General features: G+C 70.4%; 22 protein-coding genes. 10 read left to right on the forward strand and 12 right to left on the reverse strand.

All coding sequences use genetic code 11. The features are described 5' to 3' along the window. Positions 1-79: 79 nt before the first annotated feature. The 7 genes from ABZU25_RS06820 (at position 80) to iolB (ending at position 8,127) form a co-directional block, all read left to right on the forward strand. Positions 80-2,128: a DUF2264 domain-containing protein gene (locus ABZU25_RS06820; RefSeq protein ID WP_355028362.1), complete on the forward strand. Its 2,049-nt coding sequence runs from the start codon at positions 80-82 to the stop codon at positions 2,126-2,128. Next, positions 2,125-3,429: an extracellular solute-binding protein gene (locus tag ABZU25_RS06825; protein WP_355028363.1), complete on the forward strand. Its 1,305-nt coding sequence runs from the start codon at positions 2,125-2,127 to the stop codon at positions 3,427-3,429. The genes ABZU25_RS06820 and ABZU25_RS06825 overlap by 4 nt, the downstream gene beginning before the upstream one ends. Positions 3,430-3,546: 117 nt before the next feature. Further along, positions 3,547-4,410, forward strand: a complete 864-nt coding sequence (locus ABZU25_RS06830; protein ID WP_355028364.1) for a sugar ABC transporter permease — start codon at positions 3,547-3,549, stop codon at positions 4,408-4,410. After that, positions 4,410-5,306, forward strand: coding sequence for a carbohydrate ABC transporter permease (locus tag ABZU25_RS06835; RefSeq protein ID WP_355028365.1), 897 nt, complete (start codon positions 4,410-4,412; stop codon positions 5,304-5,306). The genes ABZU25_RS06830 and ABZU25_RS06835 overlap by 1 nt, the downstream gene beginning before the upstream one ends. Positions 5,307-5,311: 5 nt before the next feature. Then, on the forward strand, positions 5,312-5,989 hold the full coding sequence (locus ABZU25_RS06840; protein ID WP_355028366.1) for a hypothetical protein: 678 nt from the start codon (positions 5,312-5,314) through the stop codon (positions 5,987-5,989). An 82-nt stretch (positions 5,990-6,071) separates the two neighbouring features. Further along, on the forward strand, positions 6,072-7,256 hold the full coding sequence (locus ABZU25_RS06845; protein WP_355028367.1) for a glycoside hydrolase family 88 protein: 1,185 nt from the start codon (positions 6,072-6,074) through the stop codon (positions 7,254-7,256). 46 nt (positions 7,257-7,302) lie between these two features. Continuing rightward, positions 7,303-8,127, forward strand: coding sequence for a 5-deoxy-glucuronate isomerase (iolB, locus tag ABZU25_RS06850; RefSeq protein WP_355028368.1), 825 nt, complete (start codon positions 7,303-7,305; stop codon positions 8,125-8,127). Positions 8,128-8,324: 197 nt separating this feature from the next. On the opposite strand, the gene ABZU25_RS06855 is transcribed toward iolB, so the two are convergent. After that, positions 8,325-9,560: a low temperature requirement protein A gene (locus ABZU25_RS06855; RefSeq protein ID WP_355028369.1), complete on the reverse strand. Its 1,236-nt coding sequence runs from the start codon at positions 9,558-9,560 to the stop codon at positions 8,325-8,327. Between the two features lie 208 nt (positions 9,561-9,768). On the opposite strand from ABZU25_RS06855, the gene ABZU25_RS06860 reads away from it, so the two are divergent. Together ABZU25_RS06860 and ABZU25_RS06865 are read left to right on the forward strand one after the other, a co-directional pair. After that, the gene (locus tag ABZU25_RS06860; protein WP_355028370.1) at positions 9,769-10,275 is read left to right on the forward strand and encodes a hypothetical protein; all 507 of its coding nucleotides are present in this window, start codon (positions 9,769-9,771) and stop codon (positions 10,273-10,275) included. After that, on the forward strand, positions 10,272-13,133 hold the full coding sequence (locus ABZU25_RS06865) for a M48 family metalloprotease (RefSeq protein ID WP_355028371.1): 2,862 nt from the start codon (positions 10,272-10,274) through the stop codon (positions 13,131-13,133). Before ABZU25_RS06860 ends, ABZU25_RS06865 begins: the two co-directional genes overlap by 4 nt. Here the strand turns inward: ABZU25_RS06865 and ABZU25_RS06870 are convergent. Together ABZU25_RS06870 and ABZU25_RS06875 are read right to left on the reverse strand one after the other, a co-directional pair. Then, entirely contained in the window at positions 13,104-13,265 is a 162-nt protein-coding gene (locus ABZU25_RS06870; protein ID WP_355028372.1) for a hypothetical protein, read from the reverse strand. The genes ABZU25_RS06865 and ABZU25_RS06870 overlap by 30 nt on opposite strands. 39 nt (positions 13,266-13,304) lie before the next feature. Next, positions 13,305-13,664 (reverse strand): hypothetical protein, encoded by a 360-nt coding sequence (locus ABZU25_RS06875; RefSeq protein WP_355028373.1) that lies wholly within the window; start codon positions 13,662-13,664, stop codon positions 13,305-13,307. A 38-nt stretch (positions 13,665-13,702) separates the two neighbouring features. On the opposite strand from ABZU25_RS06875, the gene ABZU25_RS06880 reads away from it, so the two are divergent. Continuing rightward, positions 13,703-14,158 carry an HIT family protein gene (locus ABZU25_RS06880; RefSeq protein ID WP_355028374.1) on the forward strand — a complete coding sequence of 152 codons (456 nt, stop codon included), beginning with the start codon at positions 13,703-13,705 and terminating at the stop codon, positions 14,156-14,158. A gap of 217 nt (positions 14,159-14,375) precedes the next feature. On the opposite strand, the gene ABZU25_RS06885 is transcribed toward ABZU25_RS06880, so the two are convergent. From ABZU25_RS06885 to ABZU25_RS06925, 9 genes are all read right to left on the reverse strand, one after another. Beyond that, the gene (locus tag ABZU25_RS06885; protein WP_355028375.1) at positions 14,376-14,720 is read right to left on the reverse strand and encodes a hypothetical protein; all 345 of its coding nucleotides are present in this window, start codon (positions 14,718-14,720) and stop codon (positions 14,376-14,378) included. Between the two features lie 117 nt (positions 14,721-14,837). After that, complete coding sequence (locus tag ABZU25_RS06890; RefSeq protein WP_355028376.1) at positions 14,838-15,659, reverse strand: IclR family transcriptional regulator C-terminal domain-containing protein; 822 nt, start codon at positions 15,657-15,659, stop codon at positions 14,838-14,840. Beyond that, a complete protein-coding gene (pcaC, locus tag ABZU25_RS06895) occupies positions 15,656-16,036 on the reverse strand; it encodes a 4-carboxymuconolactone decarboxylase (protein ID WP_355028377.1) in 381 nt (126 codons plus the stop codon). The genes ABZU25_RS06890 and pcaC overlap by 4 nt, the downstream gene beginning before the upstream one ends. Continuing rightward, entirely contained in the window at positions 16,033-16,812 is a 780-nt protein-coding gene (gene pcaD / locus ABZU25_RS06900; RefSeq protein ID WP_355028378.1) for a 3-oxoadipate enol-lactonase, read from the reverse strand. Before pcaD ends, pcaC begins: the two co-directional genes overlap by 4 nt. Further along, the gene (locus ABZU25_RS06905) at positions 16,809-17,318 is read right to left on the reverse strand and encodes a hypothetical protein (protein WP_355028379.1); all 510 of its coding nucleotides are present in this window, start codon (positions 17,316-17,318) and stop codon (positions 16,809-16,811) included. Before ABZU25_RS06905 ends, pcaD begins: the two co-directional genes overlap by 4 nt. Beyond that, complete coding sequence (gene pcaG / locus ABZU25_RS06910; RefSeq protein ID WP_355028380.1) at positions 17,293-17,865, reverse strand: protocatechuate 3,4-dioxygenase subunit alpha; 573 nt, start codon at positions 17,863-17,865, stop codon at positions 17,293-17,295. Before pcaG ends, ABZU25_RS06905 begins: the two co-directional genes overlap by 26 nt. Further along, a complete protein-coding gene (gene pcaH / locus ABZU25_RS06915) occupies positions 17,858-18,607 on the reverse strand; it encodes a protocatechuate 3,4-dioxygenase subunit beta (RefSeq protein WP_355028381.1) in 750 nt (249 codons plus the stop codon). The genes pcaG and pcaH overlap by 8 nt, the downstream gene beginning before the upstream one ends. Further along, positions 18,604-19,374 (reverse strand): CoA-transferase, encoded by a 771-nt coding sequence (locus tag ABZU25_RS06920; protein ID WP_355028382.1) that lies wholly within the window; start codon positions 19,372-19,374, stop codon positions 18,604-18,606. Before ABZU25_RS06920 ends, pcaH begins: the two co-directional genes overlap by 4 nt. Positions 19,375-19,400: 26 nt before the next feature. Then, a complete protein-coding gene (locus tag ABZU25_RS06925) occupies positions 19,401-20,219 on the reverse strand; it encodes a CoA-transferase (protein ID WP_355028383.1) in 819 nt (272 codons plus the stop codon). Positions 20,220-20,304: the final 85 nt, after the last annotated feature.

A 20,304-nucleotide genomic window follows, 5' to 3' on the forward strand; every position in this document is an offset into this window, starting at 1 on the left:
TGTCTGTGCGTCACATTCATGGGGGCCACGCCCCGCTCGCCACATTCCACGGAGACGGCTCGATGCGACAGGACCTCGGATGACGTTCGGGACGACCGGCAGGCCGGCACCGGGGACGGACCCGGATGCCACCGCCGCCGCGACCTGGCACCGGAGTGACTGGTTGGCCCTCGCCGACCGGATGCTCGCCGCCGCCCGGCCCTTCGCGTCGCCCGGGCACGCCCTCGTCACCTTTCCCGGGCCGGAGGGCGGTTACGGGCGGGCCATCGACGGCCTGGAGGGCTTCGCCCGGACCTTCCTGCTTGCGGGTTTCCGCATCGCGGGTGCCCGGGGAGTGGGCGTGGACGACCTCGTGGACCGGTACACGGCCGGCATCGCCGCCGGCACCGACCCGAGCTCTCCGGACCGCTGGGTGCGGTTGGACGAGCACCCCCAGGCCAAGGTGGAGGCCGCCTCCATCGCGCTGGTCCTGGACCTGACCCGCCCGTGGATCTGGGACCGGTTGCCGTCCGCGGTACGAGAACGGGTGGTGGACTATCTGCGCGCAGCGGTCGGCGACGACACCTACCCCCGGATCAACTGGGTCTGGTTCCGGCTGATCGTCCAGACGTTCCTGCGTTCGGTGGGCGGGCCGCACTCGCTCGACGAGATGGCCGAGGACCTGCGCACACACGACAGCTTCGCCCGCGCGGACGGCTGGATGTCCGACGGGCCGCACCGCGCCTACGACCACTATGTGGGCTGGGCCCTGCACCTGTACCCGACGCTGTGGTCCCGAATGGCCGGTGCCGCGGACCTGGCCGAGCAGCGCCGCGAACGGGACCTGGCCGGCCTCGACCGCTTCCTGAGCGACGCGGTCGCGCTCGTGGGAGCCGACGGGTCACCGTTGATCCAGGGACGCAGCCTGATCTACCGCTTCGCCGCGGCGGCGCCCTTCTGGGTCGGGGCCCTCGCCGGCGTGTCCTCGGTCAGCCTCGGCCAGTTGCGCCGCGCGGCCACCCGCATCGTGCGCCACTTCGTCGCCAACGGCGCCGTGGACGAACGCGGCCTGCTCACCCTCGGCTGGCACGGGCCGTGGCCGCGACTGGCGCAGTCGTACTCCGGGCCGGGCTCGCCGTACTGGGCCAGCAAAGGTCTACTCGGCATCGCGCTACCCGCGGACCATCCGGTCTGGACGACCCCCGAGGAGCCGCTGCCGGTCGAGCAGCGGGACACGGTGCGGGCGATACACGCGCCAGGCTGGCTGGTCTCCGGCACCCGTGCCGACGGGGTCGTCCGCGTCGTCAACCACGGCACCGACCACGCCGTCGAGGGTGCCACCGTCGGAGATTCACCGCTCTACGCCCGGCTGGGCTACTCCACCGCCACCAGCCCCGTCCTCGACGACAGCGGCTGGGTCAGTCCGCTCGATCAGTCCGTCACTCTCGTCGACGACGCGGGTCGGGTAACCCACCGCGCCGGCATGCGCCTGCTGACCGTGCAGGTCGACACCGACGGCGTGGGGGTGGCCGGATCACGTGCCCTCGTCCACTGGGTCGACCCGGATCCGGGTCAGCGCGATCACGGCGGTGGCCGCCTCGGCCGGTCCCGACCGGCCGGACACCTCACTGTGTACTCGCTGGTCCGTGGCCCCTGGGAGCTACGTCTGACCCGCGTTGACGACCTCGCCGACGGTGTCGAGGCGGCCGCGCTGCGGCTGCGGATCGGCGGCTGGGCCATTGCCGGGGACGCGACGGCGACCGTCGGCGACCGGGTGGTGGCCGTGACCGGGGCCGGCCTGACCAGCAGGCTCGACAGCGCTCACGGGGACGGAACGGCCGGTGCCACAGCCGTTCCGCACGGCGGGCCGCTGGCCGGCGGGCTGGTCGTGCCCTGGCTGGACCACCCCGTCCGGCCGGGCGACTGGGTCGCCGCCTTCATCGAGCTGTCCGCGGTGCCGGCAGCCACGGTCGGGCAGGCGGGCCAGGTCGTGGCCAACGAGAACGCCGACGGCCTCCACCTGGCGGTCGACTGGCCCGACGGGATCAGCACGTCGACCCGTCTGGACACGGAGCATGCCGGGCCCGCCCGGGTGCCTGGTAGCAGTGCGGGCCCATCCGGGCCCCTTGACCTAAGGAGAAAGGGATGAAGCGTGCGATACCGGCCGTCATCAGCGCCGCGACGGCCCTGACGCTTGTTCTCGCCGGTTGCGGCGGCGGAGACGAGCCAGTCGACCCCAACGCCCCTGTGACGATCACCCTGGCCGGCTGGAGCCTGTCGTCCACGCCCGAGTTCAAGACGCTCGCCGACGGCTTCAAGGCGACCCACCCGAACGTGACGGTGGAGCTGAAGGAGTACGCCCCAGGCAACGACTACGACACCCAGATGATCACGGACCTGGCCGCCGGCACCGCGCCGGACGTCTACGTCATGAAGAACCTCAAGAACTTCTACACGTACCAGAGCGGTGGTCAACTGCTCGACGTCTCCGACGCCACCTCCGGTCTCGGCTCGAGCCCGGCGCTCGCGTCGTACCAGGTGGATGGCAAGGCGTACGCGGCGCCGTACCGGCAGGACTCGTGGGTGTTGTTCTACAACAAGGACCTGTTCGCGAAGGCGAAGGTGGCGCCGCCGGACGGCAGTTGGACCTGGGACGACTACACCGACGCGGCGAAGCGACTGCACACCGGGCTGAAGGGGGCCGGCTCGAACGCGACAGGCGCGTACCAGCACACCTTCCAGTCGACAGTGCAGGGATTCGCGCTCGCCCAGACCCCCAACGCGGACCTGCTCTCCGGGGACTACGGCTACCTGAAGCCGTACTACGAGCGGTCACTGGACCTGCAGGCGGCCGGCGCGCAGCCGACCTTCGGCACCGCGAAGACCAACAAACTCACCTACCAGGCGCAGTTCGGCAAGCAGCAGTCGGCGATGCTGCTGATGGGCACCTGGTACGTGGCCACGCTGCTCAACCAGCGACAGAGCGGTGACGCCGACAAGTTCCAGTGGGGGATCTCCCCGGCACCGCAGTTCGACAAGTCCACCACCGGCGCCTCCGCCACGCCTGTCACCTTCGGTGACCCGACCGGCCTGGGGATCAACCCGAAGATCAGCAAGTCCAAGACCGCCGCGGCCAAGGACTTCCTCCAGTACGCGGCCGGCCCGGAGGCCGGCAAGGCGCTGGCCGGGATCGGCATCACCCCGGCCCAGGTCACCGACGCGGTCACCGCGACGCTGTTCGGGCTGGACGGCGTACCGCAGGACGACCTGTCGAAGTTCGCCTACTCCAAGCACACCATCAAGCCGGAGAACCCGGTGTCGAAGCACACCGCCGGCCTGCAGAACCTCCTCAACGAGATGCATTCGGCGATCCTCTCCGACAGCAAGAGCGTCGACGCGGAGCTGAGCAAGGCGCAGACCCGCGCCAAGAACGAGGTCCTCAACCAGTGAGCTGATGGCGGGCCCGGCGCGCCTGAGCCGCACGCCGGTCCCCGCCACCAAGCCGAACGACTCCGGAGACTCCCTATGGCAACATTGCCGCGCACGAGACCCAGGAACCGGCGGCTGGTGTCGCGCAACACGGTCGCCGGGTGGTCGTTCATCCTTCCCAACTTCATCGGCTTCGCCGTGCTCACCCTGCTGCCCGTCGTCGTGCTGTTCTACGTGGCCTTCACCAGCTGGAACGTCTTCGGGGTGGCCGACTGGACCGGCACCGCCAACTTCCGGCGGATGTGGGACGACTCGAGCTTCTGGACCGCACTGCGCAACACCGTCTACTACGCCGTCTTCCACATCCCGCTGACCCTCGCGGCAGCACTCGGGCTGGCGCTGCTGCTCAACCGCAAACTGCGCGGCGTACGGTTCTTCCGCACCGTCGCCTTCTTCCCCTACATCACCTCGATCGTGGCGATCGCGGTCGTCTGGAACCAGCTGTTCAGCCCGGAGTACGGCCCGATCAACGCTCTCCTCGGTGCCGTCGGGGTGGACAACCCGCCGGGCTGGACCACGTCGTCGACCTGGTCGATGCCGGCGGTCATCATCGTCGGCACCTGGCGGTACATGGGCTACTACATGCTGCTGTTCCTGGCCGGCCTGCAGACCATCCCGGCCCAGCTCTACGAGGCGGCCGAGACCGACGGCGCCTCACCGTGGCAGCGGTTCGTGCACGTGACCCTCCCCGGGTTACGAACCACGACCTTCTTCGTCACGGTGCTGCTCACCATCGAAAGCTTCAAGGTCTTCGACCTCATCCTCGTGATGACCGGCGGCGGACCTGGCCAGTCGACACTTGTGCTCTCGCAGTACATCTACCAGAAGGGCTTCGAGGAGAACCAGTTCGGCTACGCCTCGGCGGTCTCCATCGTGCTGTTCGCCATCTGCTTCGGCATCACGGTCATCCAGTTCATGGTCAACAAGCGGAGGAACAGCTGATGACCGCGACCGACCTCTCCCTGCCCACCCCGGCCGTCGCCGCGCCCGGCAATCGCCGCGCGCCCCGCCGACCGGTCCGGTCCAGGGGCGGGCGGCTGATCGGGTACGCCGCTCTCGTGCTCGCGGCGGCCGGGCTGCTGCTGCCGTTCTACTGGATGGTGGTGGCGTCGTTGAAGACCAACAACGACGTCTTCACCATCCCGATCACCTGGCTCCCCGATCCCGTGGTGTGGCGGAACTACCTCGACATCTGGCAGCGCTCGGACCTGACGACGTGGCTGCGGAACACCCTGCTGCTGTCGGTGATCGTCACCTTCCTGCAGGTGTTCACCGGCAGCTTCGCGGCCTACGGCTTCGCCCGCGTCCGCTTCCCCGGCCGCAACCTGCTCTTCCTGGCGTACGTCGGGACGATCGCGGTGCCCTGGCAGTCGTACATGATCCCGCAGTTCATCCTCATGTCGAAGCTGCACCTGTCGAACACGCTGTGGTCGATCGTCGCGATCCAGGCGTTCGGCGCGATCGGCGTGTTCCTGATGAAGCAGTTCTACGAGACGATCCCCGAGGAGCTGAGCGAAGCGGCGCGGGTCGACGGGCTCAGCGAGTACGCCATCTACCGACGGATCATTCTGCCGCTGTCCCGGCCGGCGCTGGCCAGCCTGGCACTGCTCACGTTCACGACCACCTGGAACGACTACCTCGGCCCGCTCGTCTACCTGCGCAGTCCGGAACTGCGCACCATCCAGTTGGGGTTGAACACCTTCATCTCCCAGTACAACGCCGAGTACGCGCTGATCATGACCGGCTCGGTGCTGTCCGTGCTGCCCGTCGCTGTCATCTTCCTGCTCGGCCAGCGCTACTTCATCGAGGGCGTCGCCTCGACCGGACTGAAGGGGTGAGGTCCATGCGTTCGCGCCACCACACCATCACCGCCGTCTTCGACGGGTTCTACGTCGCGCTGGTCACCAACCTGCTGCTGGTGCTCGGTTGCCTGCCACTGGTGACGCTCGCGTTCACCACTGACGCGGCGCGCTCCTGGCCGCTGTACGCGCTGACCGCCCCGCTCTGCGCGCCCGGGCTCTGTGCGGTCTTCGCGGTCATGTCCGCCTACTCGGCCGGCGACACCGGCGGCGTGCTAGGCACCTACGGCCGCGCCTGGCGAGCCACTGCCCGGCCGGCGACGCTCTGGACGGCGGCGGCCATGGCTGCCCTGGTGGTGCTCGCCGTCGACGCCCGCGCGGCGTGGGGCCACCGGGTCGGGGCACTCGCCCTGCCGGTCCTGGCGACCCTGATCGTCCTCACCGTCGCGACCACGCTGCTCGGGCTGGTGACCCTCGCCGACCGACCCACCGCGCGGCTGCGGGAGGTGGCCCGTGCCTGCGTGTATCTGGCGGTGCGCCGCTGGTACCTCACCGCCGTGTCCCTGCTCGTCCTTGTGCTGCTCGCCCAGATCCTGGCGGCCCGCCCCGCGATCGCGCTCGGCCTCACCGCCGCGCCGCTGCTCTACGTCGTCTGGGCCAACAGCCGCTTCACCCTGCGCGCCGCCCTCGATCCACCGACGACCGCACCCCAGCGCACCTGAACACCACGTTCCGGCCACCGCGCCGCGACGCCGATGACACCTGCCCGGCACCGGACCGGACCCACGAGGGAGAACAGCATCCATGACGGCGACCGACGTCCGTCCCAGCTCCGACCCAGAAGCCACGGCGGCCGCGGTGGCCGCCGCGATACGAACGGTCGACGCGAACATCGCCACGTTCGGCGACCGCTATCCCGCGGACACCACCGACGCCAACCGCTATCCGCTCCGGCCACCGAGCGCCGGCCAGCCCGAGGGGGCCAACGTCGGCTGGACCACCAGTTTCTGGCCCGGCATGCTCTGGCTGGCACATGACCTGACCGGTGCCGACCGCCACCTGCGGGCCGCACTGTCCCACGTGGACAGTTTCGCCGCCCGGGTGACCCACGGCATCGACCTGGACACCCACGACCTCGGGTTCCTCTACACCCTCGCCTGCGTCACCCCGGCCCGTCGCACCGGCGACCCGCGGGCCCGAGACGCGGCCCTCGCCGCCGCCGACCACCTGATGACGCGCGTGCTCGAACCCGCCGGAATCATCCAGGCCTGGGGCGACCTGAACGACCCCCGCCAACGGGGCCGCACCATCATCGACAGCCTCATGAACACGCCGCTGCTCTTCTGGGCCAGCCACACCACCGGCGACGACCGCTACGCCGCGGCGGCCCGCCGACACACCGCTCAACTGCGTCAGCACATCCTGCGCCCGGACGGCACCACCTTCCACACCTTCTACTGGGACCCGGCCAGCGGTGCTCCGCTACGCGGCGAGACCGAACAGGGCCACGCCGACAACTCCTGCTGGGCACGCGGGCAGGCCTGGGGCATCTACGGGTTCAGCCTCAACCACCGGCACATCGGCGATCCCGCGCTGCTCGCCGCCGCGAGGACCTGCGCCGACCGTTTCCTCGCGCACCTGCCCGACGACCACGTCGCGTACTGGGACCTGGAGTTCGGCGACGGCAGCGGCCAGGAGCGGGACAGTTCGGCCGCGGCCATCGCCGTCTGCGGCCTGCTCGAACTCGCCGACGGCCTCACCGACGCGGCCAGCGCCGACCGGTACCGGACAGCCGCCGCCACGATCCTGCGCTCGCTCATCGACCACTACTCCACCGAAGGTCATCCGGTCTCGAACGCGCTGCTCCTGCACGGCGTCTACGACAAACCCAAGGGCGTCGGCGTCGACGAGGGAACCCTGTGGGGCGACTACTTCTACCTGGAAGCCCTCACCCGCGCCACGATCCCCGGCTGGACCAGCCCCTGGTAATCACCGCGCCCGCCCCGCACTGCCCCGCATCCCGAGAAAGGTGACAATGGACTACCGCTACCACTGCTCCGTTCCCGCCGCCGCCGGCCGGAACACACTCCCCTTCAATCCCTGTCAGCTGCTGGACTTCACCCTGCTGCGGCTGTCGGCCGGCGAGTCCTGGACCGGTGAGTCCGGTGACCGGGAGATTCTGGCCGTCATCCTCGGTGGCACCGCCGACTTCACCGTCGCCGGCCGCCACTTCCCGCAGGTCGGCCGGCGTCCGGACGTGTTCTCCGGCAAGCCGTACTCGGTCTACCTCCCGGCCGGCTCCGCGGTCACCGTCGAGGCCGTCACCGACGTGGAGGTCGCCCTCCCCAGCGCCCCCAGCGACCTGGCCACCGACCCCTATGTCATCGCGCCGGAGCAGGTCGCGAGCGGCCGCTGGGGAGCGGCCAACTTCGGCCGCACCTACCACCAGATCCTCACCGAGATCGCCCAACCGGACCTGCCCGCCCGCCGGCTCATCGTCGGCGAGACCTACACGCCCTCGGGCAACTGGAGCACCTACCCGCCGCACCGGCACAGGGTCGACGACCTGCCCGCCGAGGCCGCACACGAGGAGATGTACTACTACCGCGTCAACCCGGCGGACGGGTTCGGTATCAGCCGGGTCTACACCGACGACGGGTACGAGGAGAACGTCACCATTCGCGAGCATGTGATGCAGATGATGCCCGAGGGCTACCACACAGTGGTCAGCGCACCCGGCTACACCACCTACTTCCTGTGGTTCCTGGCCGGCTCACAACGCACCCAGGGCGCCCGCGAAGACGCCGACCTCGCCTGGGTGGGCCAGACCGTGCCGACCCTGCGCAGTCTGGGCCTGTAGCGACGGTCCTGGACACCTCTTCGCCTCGACGGCCGCGTCGCGATGGTCACCAGCGGCAACCCTGGGATCGACCAGGCCATCGCGACCAGGCCGGCGCTGACCTCGCCCCGTGGATCTGCGGTGATCGTTTGTCCGAGCGCCAGGTGCAGCGACTTGTCGATGGACTTCGGAGCCGCAGGTCCGCCACGGCCGTGCGGTCACGCCTCGGAGTCGCGAACGTCGGTTGCCTCCCGCCCGATCGGCGAGGCGGGCACCTCCGGCGGCTGTCCTCGCCTTCGCAACCCGTCGAGGAGCGTGACCAGGGTCAGCACTCCGGCCACCACGCTCAGCCCGACCATCGGCGCCCAGCGAGCCAACGCCGGCGTGAACAGCAGCACGACGGCCAAGCCGATGATCTGGGATCGGGAGACCCGGCCAAAGACCTCCCACTCCAGCCGCATCCGGGCGACGAGGAAGAGCATCGGACCGCCCACCACGAACAGCAGCCAACTGGGCCGCGGCTGCCCGAACGGATGGTCGATCACCAGCTCGTAGCCGACTGCCGTGACGAGCACGCTGAGCACGATCAACAGATGCGTCCGTTCCAACACCGCGCCCAGCCGGGCGGGCATGACCGCCCCTTCCAACGCATCGGTCAGCAGCAGACCGGCGCTGTGGAAGTAGATCCGCCAGAGCAGCGCGCTGGTGGCGAACGCGACCGCGAAGGCAGCCGCCCGCTCCGCGGAGTAGTCCACTCCGCCGAAAACCACGCCGATGACCAGAATCGACTCGCCCAGCGCGATGAGAAACATCTGCTGGTACCGGTCGGCGAGATGCGTCCCCGCGATCCGCCACCGGCCCACCTCCGAGGCCCCGAGCCACGGCAGCGGCCAGCCCAGGGCCCAGGCCACGTAGTCGACAGCGAGTCCGGCAGCCCACAGCGGCAGGCGGAGGTGGTCCGGACCCAACGCGCCGGCCAGCCACAGAGGCGCGCTCACCGAAGCCCACACGGCAAGCCGGAACGGCACCAGCCGTCGTGGGTGCCCGCGCAGCGCGGCGGCGACCACCAGCGGCCGCACCACCATCACCATCAGGTACGCGGCCGTGAACGGCAACGCTCGCTCCTCCATGGCGCGGGGCAACGCCACCGCCATGATCAGGCCGGCGAACATGGTGCCGACCACGACGGCCTGAATGATCGGCCGCTCCGGTTCGTAGCGACTGGTGATCCAGGCGGTGTGCGACCAGATCAACCAGAGCGCCAGAAAGAGCAGCAGAGTACGTCCGAACCCCGTGACGAGCGCCCAGCCGGTGTCATCGCTCAAGTTGGCGAATCGTTGCGAGACCCGGGTGAGGGCCACAACGAAGGCCAGGTCGAAGAACAGCTCCAGGAACGTCGCGCGGCCCGAACTGGTGGGAGGACGCAGCAGCTCGTCACCTCGCCCCGCCGCCATCGTCCGCCTCCGTCCGCCCTGGTTGCACCAACGATCCGGCCGCCACAGGAGTTGCGTCAGCCCTCGACCCGCCGCAACGACACCTGGGGTGGCTGGCCCTCCGAAAGCTCCTCTTGCGGACCTCGGGGTGTCTGATCATCAGTCACTTCCACGACTGATGACGCTGGCGGACGTTGCGTATCCTGATGCCTACTCGCTGGAGGGTGGCATGGTCGACACGTACGCGCAGTTGCCGGGCCTCATCGAGGCCGCCGCCCGCGCCGGGGTGGCTCGGCTCGCTCCCGAGGAACTGGCGTGCTTCGCCTCGGTCGCCGAGGCGTGGCGGCGGGACGGGTCATCACCGCGGGGCCGACCGGCACCCGGCGCAACGATCGGGTTCGGCATCGACGCGGTCCTGGTCAGCGAGATCGCCCTGCAGGCCGTCACGTCGGGTCTGAGCGACATTCTCGTGACCGGCGCGACAGCGGTTGGCGCCGGTTGGTGGCGCAGCCGACGACGTCGATCGACGGCACCGGCAGCGGTCGAGTCGGGCGACGATGTGCTCCAGCCGGTCATCGACGGGGATCGGTTGACCCTGAGCGATGCGCAGGCCACCGCTCTACGCGAGGCGTGTCGGCGCCACGGTGTCATCCTCGGGCTCACCGAGCAGCAGGCGGCACTGCTTGCCGACGCGGCGGTGGGTGCCCTGCACCACCGCGTACCCGCGCCGGAGTGACCCACACCGACGGGCAGCCGCCGGCTGTTCCGGCGGTCCGCAGACCGGACGGACCGCCCACTCCACTGCTCTGGCTCTATCTGCAGGTCGTCGGTGTGGTGGGTGGCGTTGGTGTCGCGCTGGGCACCGTGTTCTTCTTCGGTCACCGTCCACTGGCGCAGCCCTACGGGCAGGCGATGGTCCGGTGCTCCAGGGCCTATGACGTCGATCCGAGCATCCCCGCCGAATTCGACGCCACCCGGACGATGCAGTTTCTGACCTGCATGTCCGACCCCGCCCGGGTACGCGGGTTGGTGATGCTCGCCGGCGGCGTCCTGCTGGTGGCCGGGCTTGCCCTGATCATGGCACTGACCCCGGTGGTCGATCGGTGGCGGCTGCGCCGCCACCAACTCCCGGACACCATCGCCGGTGCCGAGCAACGGTTTGCCGAGCTCTGCGATCGGCACGGGCTGCACGGTCGACACCGGCCCGAACTGGTCGTGGCGGGACCGTCGGTGCGGCAGGCGTTCACCACCGTCCGGCCCGGCGGCCGGCCACTCGTGGTGCTGCCGGCCGCGGTGGCGGTGGGTTACCGCGATCCGGCGCGGTTCGACCCGGTTGTTCAGCACGAGTTGGCGCATGTGCGGGGTCGCGACGTCCGGTGGGTCTCGGCCGTGCGTGGTCTGCTGTGGCTGGTCGTACCGGCGGTGGTGGTGGCCAGTGTCTCCGAGATCCGCAGGGAGGGGCTGACCGAGATCCCGGTCGTCACAGCCGGCCGGGCGCTGGTGGTGGTGCTGCTGAGCGCCCTGCTGCGGGCGCTGGTGTTGCGACTGCGCGAACACGAGGCGGATCAGCAGGCCAACCGGACCGGCGACCCCACCGCGCTGGTCCGGCTCCTGGAGGCCGCTGCCGCGGCCCGACCGCACCACCCCGGGCGGCTACGCCAACTGTTCGCCCGGCACCCGACGCCGCAGCGGCGGGCCGCCGCGCTGCGTGGCGGGCAGCCGGTGTCGGTTGATGGTCCGATGCAGGCCGCGGTGACCGGGGCGGTGACGGCGATCGTCGCGGGGGCGGCTGCCCAGGCGGCGAACGCGATGGCCCTCGACCGGGATCTCTCCGTGCTGCCGGCCGGCCTGGTTGGTGTGCTGCTCGGGTTCGGGCTGACCCCCGCGCTGCATCGCAGGGCACTCACCGGTGCACCGTCGCGACGTTGGCTCCCCGTCGTCGCTGCCGCCGCCGGTCTCGCCGTGGGCGGCTCCCTCTTCCCCACCGGGACGGCCGGTAGCGGCGTGTCGTTCCCCACCGGCACCGCCAGCCTCGGCATCATTCTGCGGTTCGCGATCGTGGTCGCACTGGCCGGCGTGGTCGCCGTCACCGCCTGCACCGTGCTGGCCGGGCTGGCGACCCGGTGGGGTCCGGACCGGTTCACCGTACTCCGGAGAGGGTTCACCTATCTGGCGGCCGCCGCGACCGTCACGGCGATCTACTGGCCGTTACAGTTCATCGCCAGCGGCCTGGAACGGCCGGCGCCGGTACGCGCCTGGCTGGTCTACGCGCTGCCCGACGCACCGTGGCCGTGGCTGGGCCTGGCACTGCCGACGGCGGTCGTGGCCCTGATCGGCTGGCGTCGGCTCGCCACCCGCGCCGTCCTGTCCGTCGTGGCGGTAACCGGGTTGGTCGGTGCGAGCCTCGCATCGGCCCAGTCGCTCCGGAACCCACCGGCCACGCTGGACGCCGCGCTCGCCCTCCTTCAGCAACGAGGGTGGATCTGCGCCCTGGCCGGGTGGGCGGCACTCGTGGTGCTCGCCATCGGACGCGGTGACCCCGGTGTGGGCAGGGCCCTTGTTGCCGGGGCGGGTGTCGCGGCGCTGACCGGCACCTCCCAGTTCGTGCACCAGTTGCTTTCCGGTCGTACCGGGGACGCGACAGTGCTCCGGCTGTATGTCGGTGTGCCGGTGATCTGGTGGCTCTACCTCGCGGTGCTCACGATTCCCGTCCTGCTCGGGCTCTCCGCACTCGCCGGACGGCTCGGACGACGACCTGGCCCGCCCGGATGGCTGACCGGCCGGGCCGGCAGCCGACCACGGGTGTGGCCGGCGGTGGGTCCGGTCACGGCAGCGCTCCTGGTCGGGGGCGCCGCGGTCATCGGGCTGCCCGGCGGGCCGGTGCTGCTGCCGACAGGGGCGCCGGCAACCACCGCGCCGGCGGTCGTGCAGGTGCCGTCACCGACCACCGTCGGGCCGAGCGCCACCGCCTCGCCGGGTACCCGGACCGAGGCTGACCCTGGCCGGTTGCTCACCGTCGCGGAGGCGGGCGCCGCCGCCAGCGCAGTCCGGGCGGCACTGCCAGCGTTCTGGAAGCCGCAGCAGCAGGACAACCCGGACTCCCGCAGCGTCGTCGACCCGGCGGCCTGCCAGGAGTTGGCCACTGACGACTATCTGCGCCGGGTCGAGTCGGACGAACGGGTCGACGAGACTCGCGGCTTTGCCACCAGGAAGTCACCGAACAGCATCAGGCAGTCGACCGTCATCGTGATCGTCACCTCGTACGCCCACCCCGTGCCCGACACTCTTCTCGATGAGGCCGAGGCCGCTCGCGCCGCGTGCCGCCGGTTCACCGCCACCGCCCCCGGGGGCTCCCCGGTGCGGTTCACCGTGAGCGCCCATCCGGCTCGTCAGGTGGGAGAGGAGTCCTGGCGGGTGCGGTACGACCTCGCGGCCGGCAGTGGTTCGAGCAGGATCACCGGTACGACCCTGTTCGGCTTGGTCCGGCTCGGTCACAACCTGGTGGTGGTGCAACTGACCGCCATCGCGGAGCCGCTGGACGAGGCGGTATTCGAAGCGGCGGTCTCATCGACGGTGACTGCCCTCACCCGCTAGTCGGTGCCCGCCCCGACCCAGCCGCACCGCGAGCCGGTCGCCCCGCGAGTCCAGAGTGGGCAGGTGGAGGTCGACCTCGTCGACCCGGGCCACCCGGACGCCCGAGGGACTCGCACCATCTGCCGAGATCACGGCGGTCTCCTCGTACCTCTCGGTGCGTCGCCGTTGCGGTTACCAGGGCTGGGCGCCGGCGTCGCTGAAGCAGCCGCCGTTCGGGCCGTCGGCGGCCAGCGTCGCCAGGCGCACGATGATCCGGGCGCCCTCGGCGGGGGTCCGCGAACTGCCGTGGTGGGTGAGGTCGGTGGCGACGTGACCGGGTGACGCCGAGTTGATTTTGATCTGCTCGTAGCCGGCGGTGCGCTGAAACGCCTGCGCATAGCGCACCGTGATCATGTTCAGTGCCGCCTTCGACGAGGAGTACGGCAGGATGTGCCCCGCGGCGGCATAGGGCGAGTCGATCTCGCCGGTCAACGCGAACGACGCGGTCCCGGCGCGTTGGCAGGTAACGGCCGAGACTCTCGTCGCCATCACCAGCCCAAGGGAACGGGGCAGCGCCCTAGTGTTCGAACATGGACTGCTACACCTGCCACCACAACCAGCAGATCGGCGCCCTGCCGCCACGCGAACTCGTCGCCGCCGACGACCACTGGCGGATCGCCCATGCCTTCGACACGGCTCTGCCGGGATGGCTGGTACTCGTCCCGCGCCGGCACGTGGTCTCGATCGCCGACCTGACCGACGCCGAAGCGGCCAGCCTCGGCACCTGGCAGGTCCGGCTCTCCCGAGCCCTGCGGACCGTGACCGGATGCGTGAAGACCTACGTGGTGCAGTTCGCAGAGAAGGAGGGCTTCGCCCACGTCCACTTCCACGTGGTGCCACGAATGCCTGATCTCCCTGACGACCGGCGCGGCCCGCGCATTTTCGCCTACCTGGCCGCGTCGGATGGCCAACGCGTCAACGAGCGACAGCAGGACGAACTCGCTGCTTCGCTCCGCGCGCAGCTCGACCATGCCGACCTGGGATAGAGCAACACAACACACGGCAGGCCTGTCACCGTGCTCGCCGGTGCGGGTTCAGGACCCGAGGCTGGGTGCCATGAGGGCCAGCGACCTGAACTGATGCCGTCTTCGGCATGCGCGGCATTGAGCGCATCGAGGGCAGGTGGGAACATGATCGTGTGGAGCAGGCGCGGGTGTGGTTCTTCCAGTCGAACCCCAAGCTCTGGCCTGGTGGTGCTCCGCGTCACCAGGCCCAGGTGCCAGGGCTGGTGTTGGTTAGCAGAACACCGATGCCGTAGTCGCTGATAAGCACAGCGGCGTAGCGGTCTTTGTCGTACACGTTGAGTTTGTATTTGTCGCCCTTTTCCGACCACTGCCAGTAGTCGTTCACGCCCGACTGCGGCGAGAAGGACTGTTGCTGCGACATGGCGGCGGGTGCCAGGCCGTCGACGTCCAGGCTCTCGGACCTGCTGCCGCCGGTCCAGGTGACGTTGCCCGTCAGCGCCTCACTGGAGATATTGACAACAAAGAAGTCAAACGACCCACTGCCTGCCATGGGGCCCTTGTCGGCGCCCTCAGATTCATTCAAGGTCTCAATTCCCTCGTCTCGGACCCGGCCTTAGGCGACCGGGTACAGAGTCAGAATAAGGTGACAAGAATGTTCTCGGGGCGAAACCGTATGCTCTGCTGATCCTCTTGTTGCGGGTTACTCACGGCCTGCGGACAGGACGCCTGCCGTCGATGTTCGGCTCAGGCCACCCCGGACATCCTCCTCGATCCGCTTCGCAGCAGCCAGCAACGGCGGGAGCAACTCCCGGCGGATCACCTCGAACGACCCTCGGGTGGCGTGCGCGGAGACGTTCACAGCCGCGATCACTGACCCGTTCTCACAATGGATCGGCGCGGCCAGGGAACGCAGCCCCTCCTCCAACTCCTGGTCCACAATCGCGTACCCCTGGGCGGCGATCTTCGTCAGGACGGTGCGCAGCTTCACCGGGTCGGTGACGGTGCGCCGGGTCAACTGCCGCAGCTCCGCCTTGCCCAGATAGTCGTCCAACCAGTCCGCTGGTTGCGCGGCGAGCAGCACCCGTCCCATGGACGTGGCATACGCGGGGAACCGGGTGCCGACGCTGATCCCCACCGTCATGATCCGCTTGGTGGGAACGCGGGCGACGTAGACCACCTCGTCACCGTCGAGCACCGACACCGAGCACGACTCGTGCACCTCCGCGACCAGCGCCTCCATGTGCCGCTGCGCGACCTCGGGCAGGCTCAGGCTCGACAGGTACGCGTAGCCGAGTTCGAGGATCCGCGCCCGCAGCGAGAAGAGCCGGCCGTCGCTGTGCACGTAACCCAGCTCGACAAGGGTGAGCAGGAACCGGCGCGCTGCGGCCCGGGTCAGCCCGGCCCTCCGGGCCACCTCACTGAGCGTGAGCTGCGCATGGTCGCCATCGAACGCCCGGATCACCGCGAGTCCGCGCTCCAGCGACTGGACGAACTCCGGCGATCTCGCCGCCTCCACGCTCACCCGGCCTCCTGCCGCAAGGTCTCCCGGGCTACCCGGAACGCCCGGTTCGCCGCCGGTACGCCAGCGTAGACGCCGACGTGGAGCAGGATCTCCATCACCTCCTCCGGGCTCAGTCCGTTGCGCAACGCGGCTCGGACATGCATCGCCAGTTCCTCGTCCTGGTGCAGGGTGGCGAGCACGGCGAGGGTTACACAGCTACGGGTACGCCGGTCGAGGCCCGGCCGGCTCCACACCTCCCCCCACGCATAGCGGGTGATGAAGTTCTGGAAGTCGGCGGTGAACTCATCCGTGCCGGCGATCGCGTGGTCGACGTGGCCGTCACCCAGCACCTGTCGACGTACCGTCATGCCTGCCTCGTGCCGCTCGTGGTCGTTCATCCGTCACCACGTTCCTCGTCGAAGTGTTCCCGCAGGAGCCGGCACACCTGCTCGGGTTGCTCGACGTTGGCCAGGTGTGCCGCCGCACCAACCACGGCGAGCCGGGCCCGCGGAATCCGCCCGACGATCTCGCGGGCGTACTCAACCGGCGTCGCCGGGTCGTCGGCTCCGGCGATGACAAGCGTCGGCGCGGCGACCCGGTCGAGGTCGGGGCGCAGGTCCATCGTGGCTATCGCCTCGCAGCAGGCGGCGTATCCGGCGGGGGATGTCGCGGTCAGCATGGCGCGGTAACCGGCGACCACGTCCGGCCGGGCCGCGGCGAAGGCCGGAGTGAACCAGCGGGCCACCACCGCGTCGGCGATCGGCGACAGACCGACGGCGCGTACCGTCGCCGCTCGTTGCCGCCACTGCTCGGGCGGGCCCAGCGACGCCGACGTGCACAGCAGCGCCAGCCGCCGCACCCGGTCGGGCGCGTGCGCGGCGAGCCACATGCCCACCATGCCACCGAGGGAGAGCCCCGCGTAGTGGAACCGCTCCACGCCGAGGTCATCCAGCGTTCGCAGCACCTCCCGGCCCAGCAGGTCCAGCGTGTACGGCCCGGCCGGCACCGCCGAGCGGCCGTGACCCAGGTGGTCGTACCGGACGACCCGGAACCGTTCGGCGAGCGCCGGGACCTGGGGTTCCCACATCGCAGCGGTGGTGCCGAGGGAACCACCGAGCAGCAGTACCGGCGCGGAGGTCGGACCGTCCACTGTGGTGTGCAGCCGGGAGATCACGTCCCCGCTCCCCGAACGGAGGCCAGCGCCCGGTCGACGAACCAGTCGGCCGACCCGAGCCACCGGTACGGGTCGAGCGCCTCGTCGACCTCCGCCTCGGACAGGTGAGCGCGGATCTCGGTGTCGGCGAGCAGCGCGGCACGGAACGACGGTTCGGCGGCGGCTCGGGTGACGAGGTGGCTGGTCGCTCCGAGATGCACCCACGCGCGGGCATGCTCGGGCACGGCGGCGGTCAACTCGCGCACGAACGGGACGACGGGGTTGCCCGCGGCCTCGGCCGCCCGGCCGAGCGCCACCGGGCCGTACCGCTCGGCGTGGCACTGCTCGACGATCGCGCCGGCCGCCGGTGCGGGCAGGATGCCAACGTCCGCCGCGGCCCGGGCGAGCGCGGCCTCCGCGTCGAGCATCGCCTGGAGCAGGGACCGGTCGCTGAGTTCGGCGTCGACGTCCGGGACGCCGGAGAGACCGCCGAGCAGGCCCTCAGAGGGCGAAGAAGACAGTCTCATGGTCTCCCTGCAAATGAATGTCGAAGCGGAGTCCGTCCGGCGCGGGACTCGCCAGCAGCGTCTCGCGGCGGTCGGCGTCGACGCTCAGCAGCACGGCGTCGGCGGCGTTCAGCGCCGGCTCGTCGGGAAAGTAGAGCCGGGTGAGGAGGCGGTGCAGCAGCCCTCGCCCGAAGACCGACAGAGTCAGGTGGGGAGCTTCGGTGCCGCCGTCCGGCTCGGGCAGCGGACCCGGCTTGACGGTCAGCAGCCGGTACCACCCCTGCCCGTCGGTCTCGCTACGCCCGAATCCGCGAAAGCCCGCGAGCGCAGGCGGCCGGGCACCCCGAGGGTCGTCCGGGTGGTCGAACCGGCCGTCCGGGTCGGCCTGCCAGCTCTCCACCATCGCGTCGACCACCGGCGTCCCGGTGCCGTCGAAGATCCGACCCCTGATCCAGAACGCGCCCGGCGTGGTCTCGGACACGACGTACGGGCCGTCGGGCCAGTGCAGGCCGATGCGCAGGTACGGTCCGACCGTCTGCGCGGGCGTGACGCCCAGTTGCTCACTCATCGTCGTCCTCGTCCTCGAAGGGAGTGCTCTCCCGGCCCCGCAGCACGACGTCGAACTCGTACGCCAGCGCCCATTCCGGCACCGTGGCGGCGTGGTCGTAGCGGGCGATCATCAGTTGCCGGGCGTTCGGATCGGGGACCGAATTGAAGATCGGATCCTGGAAGAAGAGCGGGTCACCCGGGAAGTACATCTGCGTCACCAGCCGCTGGGTGAACGCGCGGCCGAAGAGGGAGAAGTGGATGTGCGCCGGCCGCCAGGCGTTGTCGTGGTTCCGCCAGGGGTAGGCGCCGGGTTGCACTGTGACGAAGCGGTACCGCCCCTGGTCGTCGGTGAGCGCCCGCCCCACCCCTTCGAAGTTGGGGTCGAGCGGCGCCGGCCAGGTGTCCCTCGCTTCGCGGTACCGTCCGGCGGCGTTGGCCTGCCAGATCTCGACCAGCGTGCGGGGTACCGGCCGGCCGTCGCCGTCGCGGACCCGGCCGTGCACGATGATCCGCTGTCCCTGCGGCTCCCCGTCGTGCTGGCGGGTCAGGTCGTGGTCGAGCGCGCCGAGCCGCCCCTCCCCCAGCAACGGCCCGGTGACCTCGGTCAGCCGCTGCGGCAGGTGGATCAGTGGGTGTCGCGGCGACCGCGCCACTGTCGACTTGTAGCCGGGGCTGAGCAGGGGTGGGTGGACGTCGACGTCGTCGCGGCGGTACCGCGGTAGCACCAGCCCGCTGCTGGCCTGGGTGTCCTGAGTGGTCACTGTCGTCTCCCGTCGGACTTCGTCGCCTCCAGTGCCCGCAGCACCGCGAGTTCCCGTGCCGCCGGTGGCTCACCCGTGGTCAGCCCCTCGGCGAGGACAAGGTCCCAGCCGGTGGCCGCCCGCGCCTGCGCCCGCGTCACGCCGGGGTGCAGGCGGGTCAGCGTGAGTTCGCAGGTGATCGGGTCGGGTTCGAGGACGCCGAGGTCGGTGATCACCACTCGGGGGCCGCCGCCGCGCAGGCCGAGTCGCTCCCGGTCGCCCGGGCCGGTCCCGTACCCGACCGAGGTGATGAAGTCGACCCGTTCGGTGAACGTTCGGAGGTTCTGCCGGACGATCACCACGACCTCGCCGCAGGAGGCGGCGATCTCCGGAGCACCGCCGGCGCCGGGCAGGCGGACCTTCGGGGCGTCGTAGTCGCCACCGACGACCGTGGTGTTGATGTTGCCGTACCGGTCGAGCTGCGCCGCGCCGAGGAAGCCCACGTCGATCCGGCCGGGCTGGAGCCAGTAGTTGAACACCTCGGGCACCGACACCACCGCGTCGGCTGTGTCGGCGAGGACACCGTCGCCAATGGACAGCGGCAGCCGATCCGGCTTGGCGCCGAGGCAGCCGGACTCGTAGACGAGGACCAGGTTCGGGGCGTGGGTGGCCCGGGCGAGGTTCGCCGCGGTGCTGGGCAGCCCGATCCCGACGAAGCAGGCGGCACCGTCGCGCAGTTGCCGCGCGGCGGCTACGGTCATCATCTCGTCAGCGGTCCAGTCCGCCATCGCGTTCCCTCGCTCGCCGCGCTCGCTCACGCCGCCGCCCCGGCCCGGTGCACGTGCTGGTCCAGCCAGGCGCGGAAGGTGTCGCGGTTCCGGCTGACGGCGTCCCAGGCCCGGTAGAAGTCGTTGTCCCGTACCGAGTAGCCGTGGGCGTAGGAGGGGTGCGCGCCACCGGGCACCTCGGCCACCGCGCTGACCGCCCATCCGGGCAGGACGACCTGCCCGGGTACGGGATGCAGCTCGTCCACGATCTCCTCGACGGTGACCAGCGAACGGTGTGCGGCGAGCACCGCCTCCTTCTGCACCCCGGTGATGCCCCACATCTGCACGTTGCCGGCCCGGTCGGCGCGCTGCGCGTGCACCACTGTCACGTCGGGACGCAGAGCGGAGACCGCGGTGAGGATCTCGCCGGTGAAGGGGCAGGTGATCGGCCGGACGTTGTCCGTGCGCGCTGGCAGATCGGTGCCGGTGTAGCCACGCAGGACGGCGAACGGCAGCCCGGACGCCCCGGCCACGTAACGGTTCGCCATGCCCGCGTGACTGTGCTCCTCCAGCTCGAGCGGACGCGGCCAGGCGTGCTGCACGGCGTCCCGGAAGCGGTGCAGCGATCCCACACCCGGGTTGCCGCCCCAGGAGAACACCAGACGACGGGCACACCCGGCGCCGATGAGCTGGTCGTAGATGACGTCAGGGGTCATCCGCACCAGGGTCAGATCCTGCCGTCCCTGGCGGATGATCTCGTGGCCGGCGGCGAACGGGATGAGGTGGGTGAACCCTTCCAGGGCCACCACGGCACCGTCACGGACCAGGTCCGCCACACCGTCGGCAAGCGAGACGAGCGTCGCCACGAGTCTCCCTGTCTCCTGCGAGAACCTGGGCATCGCCGGCTGTTCGCTGTGCGGACTGCCGTACTCATGTCGAACGTACGGCCGG

Origin of the sequence: Micromonospora sp. NPDC005215 (assembly GCF_040607915.1) — a bacterium.
GTDB lineage: Bacteria > Actinomycetota > Actinomycetes > Mycobacteriales > Micromonosporaceae > Micromonospora.

Bases quoted from the DNA above. Each gene is read 5' to 3' on its own strand.
- pcaC (WP_355028377.1), bottom strand. From the start codon at position 16,036: ATGAACGACCACGAGCGGCACGAGGCAGGCATGACGGTACGTCGACAG.
- ABZU25_RS06820 (WP_355028362.1), top strand. From the start codon at position 80: ATGACGTTCGGGACGACCGGCAGGCCGGCACCGGGGACGGACCCGGAT.
- ABZU25_RS06835 (WP_355028365.1), top strand. From the start codon at position 4,410: ATGACCGCGACCGACCTCTCCCTGCCCACCCCGGCCGTCGCCGCGCCC.
- pcaG (WP_355028380.1), bottom strand. From the start codon at position 17,865: ATGAGTGAGCAACTGGGCGTCACGCCCGCGCAGACGGTCGGACCGTAC.
- ABZU25_RS06860 (WP_355028370.1), top strand. From the start codon at position 9,769: ATGGTCGACACGTACGCGCAGTTGCCGGGCCTCATCGAGGCCGCCGCC.
- ABZU25_RS06840 (WP_355028366.1), top strand. From the start codon at position 5,312: ATGCGTTCGCGCCACCACACCATCACCGCCGTCTTCGACGGGTTCTAC.
- ABZU25_RS06845 (WP_355028367.1), top strand. From the start codon at position 6,072: ATGACGGCGACCGACGTCCGTCCCAGCTCCGACCCAGAAGCCACGGCG.
- ABZU25_RS06855 (WP_355028369.1), bottom strand. From the start codon at position 9,560: ATGGCGGCGGGGCGAGGTGACGAGCTGCTGCGTCCTCCCACCAGTTCG.
- iolB (WP_355028368.1), top strand. From the start codon at position 7,303: ATGGACTACCGCTACCACTGCTCCGTTCCCGCCGCCGCCGGCCGGAAC.
- ABZU25_RS06880 (WP_355028374.1), top strand. From the start codon at position 13,703: ATGGACTGCTACACCTGCCACCACAACCAGCAGATCGGCGCCCTGCCG.
- ABZU25_RS06920 (WP_355028382.1), bottom strand. From the start codon at position 19,374: ATGGCGGACTGGACCGCTGACGAGATGATGACCGTAGCCGCCGCGCGG.
- ABZU25_RS06825 (WP_355028363.1), top strand. From the start codon at position 2,125: ATGAAGCGTGCGATACCGGCCGTCATCAGCGCCGCGACGGCCCTGACG.
- ABZU25_RS06905 (WP_355028379.1), bottom strand. From the start codon at position 17,318: ATGAGACTGTCTTCTTCGCCCTCTGAGGGCCTGCTCGGCGGTCTCTCC.